This window comes from Rhizobium sp. 'Codium 1' (assembly GCF_020889605.1).
GTDB lineage: Bacteria > Pseudomonadota > Alphaproteobacteria > Rhizobiales > Rhizobiaceae > Allorhizobium > Allorhizobium algae.
Window position 1 is genome coordinate 65823 of record NZ_JAJGPW010000004.1, and the last position, 15209, is coordinate 81031.

A 15209-nucleotide genomic window follows, 5' to 3' on the forward strand; every position below is an offset into this window, starting at 1 on the left:
GCCCTTTTTTTGAGATTCTTTCCGACGGGTCAGTTGCCGCGGCGTCGCGGGCGCCGGCTGCTTTCCTGCGCGCCACTCTCGTCTGCGGTCTTGTTGCGCAACGGGCCGATCCGGTCGACGATCACCTCCAATGTCGGGCGGGGCCCAGGCGTGTAGTCGTCGAGCGCCTTGCGCATGGCGGCCAGATGATCGCAGGACGTGCCGCAGCAGCCGCCGATGATCTTTGCGCCGGCGTCGCGGGCGAGGCGGGCATAATCCGCCATCAGCGGTGGCGTTCCCGAATAGAAGATCTCGGTGCCGCGGAATTCCGGAATGCCGCAATTGCCCTTGACGATCACGACTGCATCGGGGTTCGCGCCGGTCATGTCGAGCAGGCTCTGCAGGATGTCCGAGGCGCCGACACCGCAATTGGCGCCAACGGCGAGTGGTCCGGAGCCGACATCAGGAGCTACACCGTGGATGTCCTTCGGATGAAGCCCCATCATGGTCTTGCCCGCCGTGTCGAAGGAACCGGTGAACGTGTAGGGCATGCCGACCTTGACGGCGGCTTCGGCCGCCGCGCGGATCTCGTCCGGCGATGACATGGTCTCGATCCAGGCGACATCCGCGCCGCCGGCTTTCAAACCTTCCATCTGCTCGACAAATGCGGAGACCGCATCTTCGTAGGACATCGCACCGAGCGGGATCAGCAATTCGCCGGTCGGACCGACGGATCCGGCCACGATCACCTTGCGCGGCGCCTTGTCGGCGACAGAGCGGGCGATCTCGGCAGCCTTCTTGTTGAGTTCATGCACCCGGTCCTGGGCATGGTGCAGCTTCAGGCGATGGCGGGTGCCGCCGAAGGAATTGGTCAGGATGATATCGGCGCCGGCATCGACAAAATCCTGATGCAGCTTGACGATTTTTTCAGGCTGCGCCTCGTTCCACAGCTCAGGCGCCTCGCCCGCCTCGAGACCCTGCGCGAAGAGATTGGTCCCGGTCGCGCCGTCGGCGAGCAGCGCGCCCTTCTCGGCCAGCAGTTCGGAAAGCGGATTGGACGGGGTTGCCATGGCGGTTCCTCTCTTTGTCATGCCAGTCATATAAAGAAGTCTTTATATCGTATCAATCTCCAAAACGACAACGGCCCCGCAATTGGCGGGGCCGTCGAGCCGCATGTCCCTGATCGGGAGAGTGATTGCCGCTATTCCGCAGCCAGTTGGTTGTCGTCGTGGCTCTTCGGCGTGACCATGGCGGAAATGATCTGTTGCAGGTCCGCTCTTCCGATCGGCTTACCTGCCTCGTCGGTGACGATTATGCTCGACTGCGAGGCATCTGTCATGATCCGCGCGGCAGCCTCAAGCACGGTACTTCCGGTCAAGGCGAGCCCGTCGCCCGCACCCGAGACAGGACCCATGATGGTGTCGAGGCGAATGACACGGCCACGGTTCACTTCCTTGACGAATGCGGAAATATAGTCGTCGGCCGGCTGCAGCACGATCTGTTGGCCTGTACCTTGCTGAACCACCTCGCCATCCCGCAGGATCGCGATCTGATCCCCAAGACGCAGCGCCTCGTCGAGATCGTGGGTGATGAAAACGACGGTTTTCTTCAGTTCCTGCTGCAGTTCCAGAAGCACGCTCTGCATATCGACGCGGATCAGCGGATCGAGCGCCGAATATGCTTCGTCCATCAGCAGGATGTCCGCATCGTTCGACAGCGCGCGCGCAAGCCCAACACGTTGCTGCATGCCGCCAGACAGCTGGTTCGGATAATGGCTTTCGAAGCCCGAAAGGCCCACCCGATCAATCCAGCCGCGCCCTGTTTCTTCGCTCTTCGAGCGCGGAATGCCCTGGATATCAAGGCCGTAGATGGTGTTCTCCAGCACGGTGCGGTGCGGCAGGAGCGCAAACTTCTGGAACACCATTGCCGTCTTGTGCCGGCGGAACTCCCTGAGCTCCAGCGGGCTCATCTGACAGACATCGACGCCATCATAGAGCACTTCTCCGGCAGTCGGCTCGATCAGCCGGTTGATATGGCGGATCAGCGTCGACTTGCCGGATCCCGACAGGCCCATCACCACGGTGATTCCGCCGCCCGGCATATGGATGTTGATGTCCTTCAGGCCAAGGACATGGCCATGCTTCTCGTTGAGATCCGCCTTGGAGAGGCCGGATTTCACCTGGTCGATATAGGCGGCGCCGTCTGGTCCGAAGATCTTGTAGAGACTGCGGATTTCAATGTCGTGACTAGCCATGGACGACCTCCGTGTGGCGCTGAAGACGCTTGCCATATGCCTGGCTGGCGCGGTCGAAGATGATGGCAATGGTAACGAGCGCGAAGCCATTGAGGAAGCCGATGGTCAGGAACTGGTTGGCGATCGCCTGCAACACATTCTTGCCGAGGCCACCAACGCCGATCATCGAGGCAACCACGACCATGGCGAGAGACATCATGATGGTCTGGTTGATGCCGGCCATGACGGTCGGCAGCGCCAGCGGGATCTGAACGTTCATCAGTTTCTGGCGTGACGACGAACCGAAGGCGTCTGCCGCCTCCAGAACCTCGACATCAACGAGCCGGATGCCGAGATTGGTCAGGCGGATCATCGGCGGCACCGCATAGATGACGACGGCAATGACACCCGGCACCTTGCCGATGCCAAAGATCATGACGACAGGGATCAGGTAGACGAAACTCGGCATGGTCTGCATCACGTCGAGGATCGGATTGACCACCGCCTGGGCACGATCCGAGCGCGCCATCATGATGCCGATCGGGATGCCGATGATAATCGCGAGCAACGTCGAGACAGTGACGATCGCCAGCGTGATCATCGTGTCTTCCCAGAGCCCGACAAAACCGATGAAGAGCATGCCAATGATCGTCAGGGCGACAATCCGCATGTTGCGGCTGGTCAGATACACAATCACGACCATCACCGCGAGGATGATGAACCATGGCGTATCGACGAGCAGGGCTTCAAGCCAGTTCAGAAAGATTTGCAGAGGGTCTGTTACCGCGTCGATCACGTTGCCGTAAGCGCGTACGAAACCCTTGAAACTGTCGTCTATGCCTTTGCGCGCGATGCGCATGGCGGTGTCGTCGATCTCCGGAAACGTGCAGAGCAGTTCCGGCAGGTAGTTGCATAAAGTTGAAGCCATCTCGTTCCCCTTGTCGACCCCCGCTTACTGTGGCGTTTAAAACGCTGCGGTCGGCCTTGGCGGCGCTGCCCCATATTCCCGCGGCGAGAGGCTAACCGAGTTCCGAAAGGGAATTCATGCCGTCTGCGACGTCGGAAGTCGTTTCAATCGTGTGACGCGGCAGGCCGCCTCGCAGAAAGCGCGGCGGGCCGAAGCCCGCCGCGTGTAATCATTTAGGGCTGCGCTCAGAGAGCTGCCTTGACCTTCTCGGAAACCTCAGGGGCGACCCAGGTGGTCCACATGTCCGGGTAGGTTTCGAGGAAGTGCTTGGCGCCGTCTTCATTGGTGCCCTGGTTTTCTTCCATCCAGGCAAGGACCTTGCCGACCGTGGCATTGTCCCATTTGCGGGTCTTGACGTAGTCCATGGCAACGCCGGCCTTATCTGCAAAGCCCTTGGTCACGACAGTGTAGACGTCGGAGATCGGATAGGAATTGACCTTCGGATCAGCGCAATCCGGAACGGCCGTGCAGGCGTCCCAGGACTCCTTGTCATGCTCGACGCCAAAGGAGAGCTTGACCATCTCGTACTTGCCGAGAATTGCGGTCGGGGCCCAGTAGTAGCCGAGCCAACCCTTCTTGTTTTCAAAGGCATTGGCGATCGAGCCGTCGAGGCCGGCAGCCGAACCGGTGTCGATCAGTTCGAAGCCCTTTTCCTTCGCGCCGAGGGCACGATAGAGGTTCGAGGTCGAGACCTGGCAATTCCAGCCCGAGGGGCAGTTCGTTACTGCAGCCTTGGATGGATCTTCCGGCGCCGGGAACAGTTCCGGATGATTCAAGGCATCCTGGACCGACTTGATATCCGGATTGGCGTCGGCAATGAACTTCGGAATCCACCAGCCTTCCACGCCGCCGTCGGAGAGGAGCGGAGCGGCCTGGATGAGGCGGCCTTCGGCGATTGCTTCGTCGAGGGCGGTGCGCACGGCATTGACCCAGAATTCCGGAGCCATGTCCGGCTGGCCCTTTTCGTTCATCGAGGCGAAGGTCGGCATGGTGTCGCCGGTGACAACAGTCACCTTACAACCATAGCCGCTTTCGAGGATGATCTTGTCCACGTAGGCGGCGACGCCAGCCGAGGCCCAGTTCATTTCTGCGATGGATACATCGCCGCATTCGGCAGCTTGGGCGGACCCTGCAACTGCGTAGAGACCCGCGGCGAGAAGTGTGGAAGCGAGGAGCTTCTTCATGGAGTTAAGACCTCCCAGTCTTATCTGGCAGCGTTCATCGGGACGGGCAGAGACGGCTACTGCAGACCGCTCGGCCAATTATGTCTTCATTTTGGATGGCGACCGGGACGCGTCGAGCCGGTGCGACATCCATTGGACCCGGTCTTGTCATGGAGAGCATTTTGCCCTGTCGACCGTCTGTCACGCTGGACAACCTACGTCTTTGGGACCGAAAATCAACCTCCCGAACGACGCGGGGTGGTCCGGGGGCGCAACCACCAAGTCATTGGTGCGACTGATTTTGACGCAATTCGGCCGCTGCTGGAAGGCAAGTCGCTCAAGAGACGGGCTGTTGAATTCGGCGGATCGCAGTGGAGGCTAATTTGCCGTCCCGGTTGAGACTTCGGATATCCCAGATGCGCCAATATATAGGGTATGCGTCCGGTTTCACAGACACAAAAAAAATTCTAAAAATGTTTCAGAAAGAGTGGGCGCTAACGATACGGTAACGCATGAAACGATAGATGGGTCAGCTGGCAGTTCGCTGTCGGTTGCGCCCCGGATCGAGTATTGCGTCCCGGGGCGTTTGTTTTTTGTGGATAGGGTCACGGTGCAGACCCTGCCTGGGTGGCATGCGCCCGATTGGCCTCGCGGATGCGATCAGCCCTTTACCGAGATGACAGGCATGCGCGGACGGCGCACTTCCCAGCGGGCAATCGTCTGGCTGTGCGGGGCACGGCTGTTCCAGGCAATGGCAAGTCTATTGCGGTTCTGCAGGATGTAGAGCATGGGTGTTTCCTAGATTGCCGCGCCTCTTCGAGCGCTGGTTTCGAGGCGCAGATAACCACTGATCTGCCCGCGCGCCAGAGCATAAACCGTCACCATATGTCGCAAACGACAAACTGACGAAGAAAAGTCCGCGGCAGCCTGTCGCAGTGTCGCAATCGCGGAAACCTTCATGGCGGGATCGTGGCAAAACGAAGGAAAACAGGCGGCAAACCCCATGGCGGAAACAGGACAGGATGCGATGACGCGAACGATCATGTTGCAGGGAACAGGGTCGGATGTCGGAAAAACGATACTCGTCGCAGGCCTTTGCCGGCTGGCATCGAATCGTGGCCAGAACGTCGCCCCCTTCAAGCCGCAGAACATGTCGAACAATGCCGCCGTATCCGACGACGGGGGAGAGATCGGCCGGGCGCAGTGGCTGCAGGCGCTTGCCGCGCGCACCCCCTCGTCGGTGCATATGAATCCGGTCCTGCTGAAGCCCCAGAGCGAGACGGGCAGTCAGATCATCGTTCAGGGCAAGGTTTTCGGACAGGCGAGGGGGCGTGACTATCAGCGCCTCAAGCCTCAGCTCCTCGGAGCGGTCATGGACAGTTTCGCAAGGGTCAGTGCGGGCAGGGACCTCGTAATTGTTGAAGGCGCCGGCTCACCGGCCGAGATCAACCTGCGGGCGGGCGATATCGCCAATATGGGGTTTGCCACGCGCGCCGGAGTGCCTGTCGTTCTGGTCGGCGACATCGATCGTGGAGGAGTGATCGCTTCGCTCGTGGGAACTCACACGATTCTACCCGACGAGGACCGTCGTCAGATCTGCGGCTACATCATCAACAAGTTCCGTGGCGACGTCACCCTGTTCGACGAGGGCATTGCCGCGATCGGCGCTTTCACGGGGTGGCCATGCCTCGGTGTCATCCCCTGGCTCAAGGCTGCCGGTCGGTTGCCGGCAGAGGATTCGGTGGTTCTGGAGCGACTGGTCAAGGGCAGCGGCGGTGCATTGAAGGTCGCCGTTCCCGTGTTGTCACGCATCGCCAATTTCGACGATCTCGATCCACTTGCCGCCGAACCCGAAGTTGACCTGGTCTTCGTCCGCGCCGGTGATCGCTTGCCCGCGGATGCAGGCCTGGTCGTCCTGCCGGGCTCGAAATCGACGATCGCCGATCTCGAGGAGTTTCGGTCGCATGGATGGGACCGCGACATTGCAATGCATGTCCGTCGGGGAGGCCGCGTGATCGGCATCTGTGGTGGATACCAGATGCTTGGCCGCAGCGTTGCCGATCCACTGGGATTGGAAGGACGGCCACGCACGGTCGAGGGACTGGGCCTGCTCGACGTCGAGACCGTGATGGCGGCAGAAAAGACGGTGCGCAACAGCAGGGCCCATTCACTCGAGCATGACGTGCCGCTGTCGGGCTATGAGATCCATCTCGGACTGACCGAAGGCCCCGACACGATCCGCGCCCCGATCTCAATCGACGGCCGGACCGACGGAGCGGCCTCTGCCGATGGTCGGGTCACAGGTACCTATCTGCACGGCCTGTTTTCCAGTGACCCTTATCGCCACCGTCTGCTTTCGAGTTTCGGGATAGAGGGGGGAGGACGGAGCTATCGCGACATGGTCGACGAAGCGCTCGACGATCTGGCATTGGAACTTGAGCAACGCCTGTCGCGCGAATGGTTGCGCGAGCTGCTTGGCGGCGGATGAAATTCAGGCGCCTTCCCTGTGGTGTGGAAATGTCACGATTCTTTCGTCACATCCATGGGCGACGCCATGAGCTCGCCACCGCCCATTGAATTGTTGGCATATTTGAAAGCGAGAATGCTGAGCACCGAGGCGACCAGCAGAACGAATATATATCGCATTGTTTTTGGCTCCTGCCTGACCATCGACAACGAGATTGCGGCAAAAGCAGTTCCAGCGGCACACCCTTTGAGGGTTCGCCGCTGCGGATGAATCGAATCTGTTGCTGATCGGCAACAGATTCGCTAACGGATCACTCAACTGCTCGCTACCTCGGCCGGGGACGCTGTCAGGCGCCTGGACCCGAGCGAATTGTCCGAATGCTTGATCGCCAGAATGCTGAACACCGCCGCGATCATCAAGAATACCATCACGCGCATGGGCTACCCCCTAGCCAGAGCCTGGCTCAGAATAGGACAGGCCGATTGGGGATCAGCTAAGCCGATCGTTACAATCCGAATGATCTCATGGAATTTTGAAAGTGGTGAGAGCGCAGGGGTTCGAACCCTGGACCTACTGATTAAAAGTCAGTTGCTCTACCGGCTGAGCTACGCTCTCCCGTGCGGCTCTGGCGCCGCCTCAAGAAGTGCGCGGAACATAGGCAGGTGACCCCGACCGGTCAACCGCAAAAATGCAGTTATGCGAGCAAAATGTGGCCCCGTTGTCGCAGCCTACGCAATGGTGATTGGCAAGCTGGGGTCGGCGGGATTAGGAAGGGCCCGGTTTGGGTTCCGGAGTTGATCGTGTCGATTGCCGATATTTCCTTTTTCAGCGCGCTTCTGGCCGGAGCCCTGTCCTTTCTGTCGCCTTGCGTGCTGCCGCTCGTGCCGCCGTATCTCTGCTACATGGCAGGGATTTCGGTCGACCAGTTCCGTGATGGTGAGCAGGCGGAAAACGCGGCCGCCCGGCGGACCGTGCTGCTGACGTCGCTTGTATTCACCCTGGGCTTTGCCACGGTCTTCGTCTCGCTGGGGGCGGGGGCGTCGACCATCGGCGGGCTGCTGCGCCAGCACATGGACCTCCTCTCCAAGATCGGCGGCGCCATCATCATCGTCATGGGCCTCAATTTTCTCGGTGTCTTCCGCCTCGGACTGCTGTCGTCGGAATACCGATTCGCCGGCGGCGGCAAGCCGGCCACCCTGTCGGGCGCCTATGTCATGGGACTCGCCTTCGCCTTCGGCTGGACGCCCTGCATCGGCCCCGTACTCGGTGCGATCCTCGGCGTGGCCGCGTCGAAGGAAACCGTCGGCGACGGCGCGCTTTTGCTTGCCGTCTATTCGCTGGGTCTTGCCGTTCCCTTCTGGATCGCTGCCGGCTTTTCCGGCGCCTTCATGCGCTTCCTGACGCGCTTCCGTCGACATCTCGGCGTGGTGGAGAAGGCGATGGGCACTCTTCTAATGCTCACCGGCCTCGCTTTCATCTTCGGCTATGTTTCCGACATGGCGATCTGGTTTCAGCAGACCTTTCCAATCCTCTCGCAAATCGGCTAAGTGCGGATCAGGCGCAGATGCGCGTTCTGAGGGAGAGAGCCCATGGCGGATATCGTCGCACTGGTATTGCCGTTTTTCGGCCTGATCCTGATCGGCTACGTGTCCGGCAAGCTCGGTGACCATTCCTCCCAGGCGCTGGGCTGGCTGAATTTCTTCGTCATCTACGTCTCGCTGCCGGCGCTGTTCTTCAAGCTGGTGTCGCGCACGCCGATTGAAGAGCTCACACGCATCGACTTCATCGCCGCCTGCCTTGCCGCAACCTATTCGATCTTTGTGCTGGTGTTCGTGATCGGCCGCTATGTTCGCGGTAACAATATCGCCGAATCGACCGTACAGGCGCTGGCCGGAGCATATGGCAATATCGGCTACATGGGGCCTGGCCTTTCGCTGCTGGCATTCGGGGAGAAGGCGGCTGTTCCGGTGGCGTTGGTCTTCTGCTTCGAAAACGCGGTCCATTTCATGGTCGCTCCCGCCATGATGGCCTTTGCCGGAGGTGACAAGCGGCCGCCCGCCCAACTGGCGCTCGATGTCGTCCGAAAGATCCTGACGCATCCCTTCATCATTGCCACTCTTGTCGGCTTCCTGGCAGCAGCCCTTGCTTTCGAGCCACCGCTCGCGCTTCAGCGCCTGATCGATTATCTCGCCCAGGCGGCCGCCCCTTGCGCGCTTTTTGCAATGGGCGTGACTTTGGCGCTGCGCCCGTTGAAACGCATCCCGGTCGAGATCGGCTATATCGTGCCGATCAAGCTCGTCCTTCACCCGATCCTGGTCTATGTCGTCCTGAGCTTCGTCGGAAATTTCGATCCGCTCTGGGTCTATACGGCCGTCTTGCTCGCCTCCCTGCCGACGGCCACCAATGTCTTCGTCATCGGCCAGCAATATGGCGTCTGGCAGGAGCGGGCCTCCGCCACCATCCTCGTCACGACAGTCATCTCGGTCGTTTCGGTTTCGGCCCTGCTGTTCGCAATCACCAGTGGCGTGTTACCGCCCGACCTTTTTCCGTAACAGCGACGGCAGGCTCCTCAGGCCCCGCCCGGGGGCCACGCCTTCCTGCATGATGAGATTGCGCAAGGGCGCCACGCTTGCGAGCACTTGCAGCCCGGCAGCCCTCAGCATTTGAACCGGAAGCAGGTCTGACAACAGTGAACGGTTGAGCAGGTCGACGCTTGCCGTTCGGCTGGCGATGTCGAGCCGGCGCTTGCGGTCGAACCGGTCACCGCAGTCAGGCGCGATGGGTCCCGAATTATGGTCGGCGAGGATGTCCTCGAGCGCCGCAATGTCGCGCAGACTGAGGTTGAGGCCCTGCGCCCCGATCGGCGGGAAGGCGTGGCCAGCTTCGCCGACGAAGGCTGCGCGTCCCTTGCCGAAGCGCGTGGCGGTCATGCCCGAGAGCGGCCATGCCTGCACGCCGTCTTCCACCGTCACCTGTCCGAGCATGGACTGCATGCGCGCTTCGACTTCGCCCGAGAGCTGCTCGACAGGGAGCGCCGTGAGACGCTCGGCCTCCTGCGGCGTCACCACCCAGACGAGGCTCGATCTCAGGCCGGGCAGGGGCACTTGGGTAAACGGACCCGATTCCGTGTGGAATTCGGTCGATATGTTCTGGTGCGGCAGCGTGTGGGTGAGGTTCATCACGACCGCGGTCTGCGGATAGGACCATGTCTTCACGCCGACGCCGGCGCTTTCACGCGTATTGGAGCGTCGTCCATCCGCACCGATCGCAAAGGCGGCCGTGATCGCATCCTCGCCGCTCAGTTCGATCGTCACACCATCCGTGCCGATTTGAATGGTGTCCGCCGCGCATGTCTTGCGGGTGATCAGCGGCTCTGCCGAAACAGACTTCGACAGTGTCTCGAGCAAAGCCGAATTGGGAATGTTGTAGCCGAAGGCCTCGAGCCCGATCTCCGCACTGCGGAAGGCGACGGTGGGCGCGCGCAGAAGCCGTCGTGTGCCGTCGATGATCTGCATCACAGCAAGCGGGGCGGCCCTGGCCTTCAGATCCTGCCAGAGGCCGAGGCGCCCCATCATCGACAGGGACTGTTCCATCAGGGCCGTGGTCCGCCGATCGGAGGCATCCGGCTCAGGCCCCACCAGCATGACGCGACGCCCGCCCCGTGCCATGGCAATGGCGGCGATCTGGCCGGCCGGGCCGGCTCCGATCACGGCAATGTCGTATTCGTGGCTCATGGTCAGGATTCCTGATTGGCGATGTCACCAGGATATCTAGATCTGCGCCGCCATAAAATCCATGGGCCCATTTGGCGCAGATGGCCGGACATGCGTTGGCGATTTGCGGGCATATTCTGCCTCTCGTGTTGCAAACACCGCCATTTCATCCGATACCGGTTCCTCCGTAGTGCCGCCGACTGGAGCAGGGATGAAGATCTTCAATTACAAGCGGGTACCCTATGCCGAGATCCGTGCCTTCTCGGTCCATATCCTGACCGCTTCCGGATCCTTCCTGGCCTTTCTCGGCGTCGTTGCGGCAGCCGAACATCGTTTTGTCGACATGTTCTGGTGGCTCGGCCTCGCGCTTGCCGTCGATGGCATCGATGGCCCGATCGCCCGCAAGGTGCGCGTCAAGGAAGTCCTGCCCAACTGGTCCGGCGACACGCTCGACAACATCATCGATTATGTCACATACGTGCTTCTGCCGGCCTTCGCGCTCTATCAGAGCGGCATGATCGGCGAGCCCTGGTCCTTCGTCGCCGCCGGTCTGATCGTGGTGTCGAGCGCCATCTATTATGCCGACATGGGCATGAAAACGGATGAATACTTTTTCTCCGGCTTCCCGGTCGTCTGGAACATGCTGATCTTCACGCTCTTCGTGATCGACGCCAGCGCCACAACGGCCTTGTTCGCCGTCCTCGTTTCTGTCGTCCTGACATTCCTGCCGATCAGTTTTCTGCACCCGGTGCGCGTCAAGCGTCTGCGCACGCTCAACCTTGCCGTATTCTTCCTCTGGTGCGGGTTCGGTGGCTATGCGCTCCTCCTGCATTTCAATTCACCGCCATGGGTCGTGACCGGCATGGTCTTGAGCGGCATCTATCTCTACGTGATCGGCGGCGTGCTGCAGTTTTTTCCTGGACTTGGGCGCCGCAACTGACATCGGACCGAATGCGTCTGGGCAAAAACCAAAAAAACTGTTGCCTATATATTGTGCGCTGCCGCAAACCGGTTATGAATTGAGCGATGGACCGGGCGCAAGACCTGGCCGGGACGCATGAGAGTGCAAGGGGGACCTGTGCCGCAACAATCGCCAGAGGGTGACAAGCCGCTATTGACCGTGCGGGGCCTCACGAAGCTGTTCGGCAGTTTCAAGGCTTGCGACGGAATCGATCTCGATGTCGGCCATGGCGAGATCCATGCGCTTCTCGGCGAGAACGGCGCGGGCAAGTCGACCCTCGTCAAGATGCTCTTCGGCATCCTCGCGCCGTCCGCCGGTACGATTGGCTGGGAAGGTCTTGACCGGGAGATCGCCAATCCGGCCGCGGCACGGCACCTCGGTATCGGCATGGTATTCCAGCATTTTTCGCTGTTCGAAGCGTTGACCGTCGCCGAGAACATTGCGCTCTCGCTCGACGAGAAGATCTCGATTTCCGATCTCGCGGAAAAGGCGGCGGAGCTGTCGATCGCTTACGGTTTGCCGCTGGATCCCTACGCTCATGTGGCCGATCTCTCCGTCGGCGAGCGCCAGCGCATCGAGATCGTTCGGGCGCTGTTGCAAAACCCGAAACTCATCATCCTCGACGAGCCTACTTCGGTCCTGACGCCGCAAGAGGCAGACAAGCTCTTCGAGACACTGTTCAAGCTGAAGGCGGAAGGACGCTCGGTTCTGTATATCAGCCATCGCCTGGAAGAGGTGCAGCGCATCTGTGATCGCGCCACGGTGCTTCGCCACGGCAAGGTGACGGGCACCTGCGATCCGCGCCAGGAAACGCCGGCTTCGCTTGCCCGCATGATGGTCGGCGCCGATGTGGCTGGCGTCGAAAAGGCGGAACCACCCTCGGACGGCGCCGTCCAGCTTCAGGTGATCGATCTCTCCGTCAGCCCACGCACGCCATTTGCGATGCCATTGAAGAACGTCTCCATCACCGTGAAGGCTGGCGAGATCCTCGCCATCGCGGGCGTCGCCGGCAACGGGCAAAGCGAGTTGTTCGATGCCTTGTCCGGCGAATACGCGGTGGAGAACCCTGACGCGATCCGCCTGCGTGGCAGGTCGGTTGGACGTCTCGGCATCAATGAGCGCCGCCTGCTCGGCGCGGGCTTCGTCCCCGAGGAGCGCCATGGCCATGCGGCGATCCCGGCGATGAGCCTTTCGGAAAACCTGTTTCTTTCACGCAATGCCTCCGATCGCTCGGCCTATCTCTCGGGCGGCAGGATCGGCCTGATCCGCCACGGCCTCGTTCAGCAGGCGGCGCGGCGGATCTCGGAGATGATGGATGTGCGCAAGAGCGGCGACGATCCGGCAGCGGGCTCGCTCTCGGGCGGCAATTTGCAGAAATTCATCGTCGGCCGTGAACTCGATCGCCAGCCCTCCGTTCTCGTGGTCAATCAGCCGACCTGGGGCGTCGATGCCGGGGCTGCAAGCCGTATCCGCCAGGCACTTGTCGATCTTGCCAAGGCGGGTTCGGCGGTCGTCGTGATCAGCCAGGATCTGGATGAAATCTTCGAGGTCGCCACCGCGATCGCGGCCATCTCCGAAGGCAAGCTCTCGGATGCCTATCCGGCCTCGGCCATGACCCGAGAGCGCATCGGCATCCTGATGGGAGGCGTTCATGGTCTCCAGACCGCCCCGGAGGCCGCCCATGCGCATTGAACTCGAACGCCGGTCCCGTCAATCGAACCTTTTCGCCATCGTGTCGCCGCTTCTTGCGCTGGCGCTCACGGTCTTCTTCGGCGGCATCATGTTCATGCTGCTCGGCAAGGACCCGGTCTCGGCCCTGTACAGTTTCTTCATCGAGCCATTGCTGGAGGTCTGGTCACTGCACGAGCTCGCGGTCAAGGCTGCACCCTTGATCCTGATCGGTGTCGGTCTCTCCGTCTGCTATCGCTCGAACAACTGGAACATTGGCGCTGAAGGTCAGTTCATCGCGGGCGCTATCGTTGGTTCCATCCTGCCGATCACCTTCTATGAATGGAGCTCACCGCTGCTCCTGCCGCTGATGCTGGTCATGGGCGCGATCGGTGGTGCCGCCTATGCCGCGATCCCGGCGCTGTTGAAGACGCGCTTCAACACCAACGAGATTCTGACCAGCCTCATGCTGGTCTATATCGCCCAGCTCCTCCTCGACTGGTTGACGCGCGGCATCTGGAAGGATCCGGCGGGCTATAACTTCCCGCAGTCGCGGTCCTTCGTGTCCGAAGCCGTCCTGCCGGAAATCCTGTCGTCTGGACGCGCCCATCTCGGCATCGTTTTCGCCCTGGTGGCTGCCGTCGCCGTCTGGTTCATGTTGCGCTACACGCTCAAGGGCTTTCAGGTCGTGGTGCTTGGACAGTCTGAACGGGCGGGGCGCTTTGCCGGCTTTTCATCGCGCAAGATGGTCTGGTTTTCGATGATGTTCTCCGGCGCCCTTGCTGGCCTTGCCGGCATAGCGGAAGTCTCGGGCTCGATCGGCCACCTGCAGCCGACCATTTCGCCGGGCTACGGCTTCACCGCCATCATTGTCGCCTTTCTCGGCCGCCTCAACCCGCTCGGCATCATCGCCTCGGGCTTCGTGCTGGCCTTGACCTATCTCGGTGGCGAGGGAGCGCAGCTGTCGATCGGTGTCTCCGACAAGGTGACGCGCGTCTTTCAGGGCCTGCTGCTCTTCTTCGTGCTCTCTTGTGACACACTGATCCTCTACAAGGTGCGCCTTGTCTTCGATCGGGCCCGCAACGCGTCGGCAAAGGGGGCATGACCATGTTCGAAGCCATCCTGCTGACCGTCATTACCGCCTCGACCCCCCTCGTGATCGCCGCCATGGGCGAACTGGTGACCGAACGCTCGGGCGTGCTCAATCTCGGCGTCGAGGGCATGATGATCATCGGCGCCGTCTGCGCCTTCATCGCGACCAACATGACGGGATCCCCGTATGTCGGCCTTCTCGCGGGCGTTGCAAGTGGCGCCGCCTTTTCCCTGCTCTTTGGCTTCCTTACCCTGACGCTGGTCGCCAACCAGGTCGCGACCGGACTGGCGCTGACCATTCTCGGTCTCGGGGTGTCCGGCATGGTCGGGGAAGGTGTCGTCGGCGTACCGGGTGTGAAGATGCAGCCGATCGTGATTCCGCTTCTGTCGGACATCCCGGTTGTCGGCCCGATCCTCTTTGCTCAGGACCTGTTCTTCTACCTCTCCATCCTCCTGGTGGCTGGCGTGAACTGGTATCTGTTCAAGAGCCGCTCCGGCCTGAAGCTGCGCGCCATCGGCGACAGCCATGGTTCGGCGCACACGCTGGGGCTTTCGGTCATCCGCACGCGCTATCTCGCCGTGATGTTCGGTGGCGCCTGCGCCGGTTTGGCTGGCGCGCAGCTGTCGCTGGTCTACACGCCGCAATGGGTCGAGAACATGTCGGCGGGTCGCGGCTGGATCGCGCTCGCGCTTGTCGTGTTTGCGGCTTGGCGCCCGTGGCGTCTCCTGGCAGGTGGCTATCTCTTCGGTGCCGTCACAATTGGCCAGCTCCACGCCCAGGCACTCGGGATCGGCCTGCCGTCACAGTTTCTGTCCGCGCTGCCTTATGCGGCGACCATTGTCGTGCTGATCATCATCTCGCATAATCGCCGCACGACGCTGATCAACACGCCGGCCTGCCTCGGCAAGCCTTTCGTGCCGGATCGATAAAGAAAACAAAAGTTCAACCAAACCAACAGGGGTAAA

Annotated in this window: 14 protein-coding genes and 1 tRNA gene; 7 read left to right on the plus strand and 8 right to left on the minus strand. The window is 61.1% G+C overall.

Going from position 1 to position 15209, the window contains the following annotated elements; genetic code table 11:
* Positions 1-29: 29 nt before the first annotated feature.
* The 5 genes from bmt to LJE98_RS20155 all read right to left on the minus strand — a co-directional run bounded on the left by bmt (position 30) and on the right by LJE98_RS20155 (position 5131).
* Positions 30-1049, minus strand: a complete 1020-nt coding sequence (gene bmt / locus LJE98_RS11945) for a betaine--homocysteine S-methyltransferase (protein WP_229575445.1) — start codon at positions 1047-1049, stop codon at positions 30-32.
* A 131-nt stretch (positions 1050-1180) separates the two neighbouring features.
* Positions 1181-2233: a quaternary amine ABC transporter ATP-binding protein gene (locus tag LJE98_RS11950; protein ID WP_229575446.1), complete on the minus strand. Its 1053-nt coding sequence runs from the start codon at positions 2231-2233 to the stop codon at positions 1181-1183.
* Positions 2226-3140: an ABC transporter permease gene (locus tag LJE98_RS11955; protein WP_229575447.1), complete on the minus strand. Its 915-nt coding sequence runs from the start codon at positions 3138-3140 to the stop codon at positions 2226-2228. Before LJE98_RS11955 ends, LJE98_RS11950 begins: the two co-directional genes overlap by 8 nt.
* A 224-nt stretch (positions 3141-3364) precedes the next feature.
* Positions 3365-4363 carry an ABC transporter substrate-binding protein gene (locus LJE98_RS11960; protein ID WP_229575448.1) on the minus strand — a complete coding sequence of 333 codons (999 nt, stop codon included), beginning with the start codon at positions 4361-4363 and terminating at the stop codon, positions 3365-3367.
* A 639-nt stretch (positions 4364-5002) separates the two neighbouring features.
* Positions 5003-5131, minus strand: a complete 129-nt coding sequence (locus LJE98_RS20155) for a hypothetical protein (protein ID WP_267499028.1) — start codon at positions 5129-5131, stop codon at positions 5003-5005.
* Between the two features lie 238 nt (positions 5132-5369).
* Between LJE98_RS20155 and LJE98_RS11965 the strand changes: the two genes are divergently transcribed.
* Positions 5370-6830, plus strand: coding sequence for a cobyric acid synthase (locus tag LJE98_RS11965; protein ID WP_229575743.1), 1461 nt, complete (start codon positions 5370-5372; stop codon positions 6828-6830).
* Positions 6831-6862: 32 nt separating this feature from the next.
* On the opposite strand, the gene LJE98_RS20160 is transcribed toward LJE98_RS11965, so the two are convergent.
* Positions 6863-6988, minus strand: a complete 126-nt coding sequence (locus LJE98_RS20160) for a hypothetical protein (protein ID WP_267499029.1) — start codon at positions 6986-6988, stop codon at positions 6863-6865.
* A gap of 360 nt (positions 6989-7348) precedes the next feature.
* Positions 7349-7424: transfer RNA gene (locus LJE98_RS11970), tRNA-Lys, on the minus strand.
* Positions 7425-7609: 185 nt separating this feature from the next.
* On the opposite strand from LJE98_RS11970, the gene LJE98_RS11975 reads away from it, so the two are divergent.
* The gene (locus tag LJE98_RS11975; RefSeq protein ID WP_229575449.1) at positions 7610-8356 is read left to right on the plus strand and encodes a cytochrome c biogenesis CcdA family protein; all 747 of its coding nucleotides are present in this window, start codon (positions 7610-7612) and stop codon (positions 8354-8356) included.
* 42 nt (positions 8357-8398) lie between these two features.
* The gene (locus LJE98_RS11980) at positions 8399-9361 is read left to right on the plus strand and encodes an AEC family transporter (RefSeq protein ID WP_229575450.1); all 963 of its coding nucleotides are present in this window, start codon (positions 8399-8401) and stop codon (positions 9359-9361) included.
* Here the strand turns inward: LJE98_RS11980 and LJE98_RS11985 are convergent.
* Complete coding sequence (locus tag LJE98_RS11985; RefSeq protein ID WP_229575451.1) at positions 9338-10543, minus strand: UbiH/UbiF family hydroxylase; 1206 nt, start codon at positions 10541-10543, stop codon at positions 9338-9340. The genes LJE98_RS11980 and LJE98_RS11985 overlap by 24 nt on opposite strands.
* Before the next feature lie 190 nt (positions 10544-10733).
* Here LJE98_RS11985 and pcsA point away from each other — a divergent pair, with 190 nt between their 5' ends.
* From pcsA to LJE98_RS12005, 4 genes are all read left to right on the plus strand, one after another.
* Complete coding sequence (gene pcsA / locus LJE98_RS11990; RefSeq protein ID WP_229575452.1) at positions 10734-11462, plus strand: phosphatidylcholine synthase; 729 nt, start codon at positions 10734-10736, stop codon at positions 11460-11462.
* A 117-nt stretch (positions 11463-11579) separates the two neighbouring features.
* Positions 11580-13175 carry an ABC transporter ATP-binding protein gene (locus tag LJE98_RS11995; protein ID WP_229575453.1) on the plus strand — a complete coding sequence of 532 codons (1596 nt, stop codon included), beginning with the start codon at positions 11580-11582 and terminating at the stop codon, positions 13173-13175.
* Positions 13165-14256 (plus strand): ABC transporter permease, encoded by a 1092-nt coding sequence (locus LJE98_RS12000; RefSeq protein ID WP_229575454.1) that lies wholly within the window; start codon positions 13165-13167, stop codon positions 14254-14256. Before LJE98_RS11995 ends, LJE98_RS12000 begins: the two co-directional genes overlap by 11 nt.
* Positions 14253-15173, plus strand: coding sequence for an ABC transporter permease (locus LJE98_RS12005; RefSeq protein WP_229575455.1), 921 nt, complete (start codon positions 14253-14255; stop codon positions 15171-15173). The genes LJE98_RS12000 and LJE98_RS12005 overlap by 4 nt, the downstream gene beginning before the upstream one ends.
* The last annotated feature ends 36 nt before the right edge of the window (positions 15174-15209 follow it).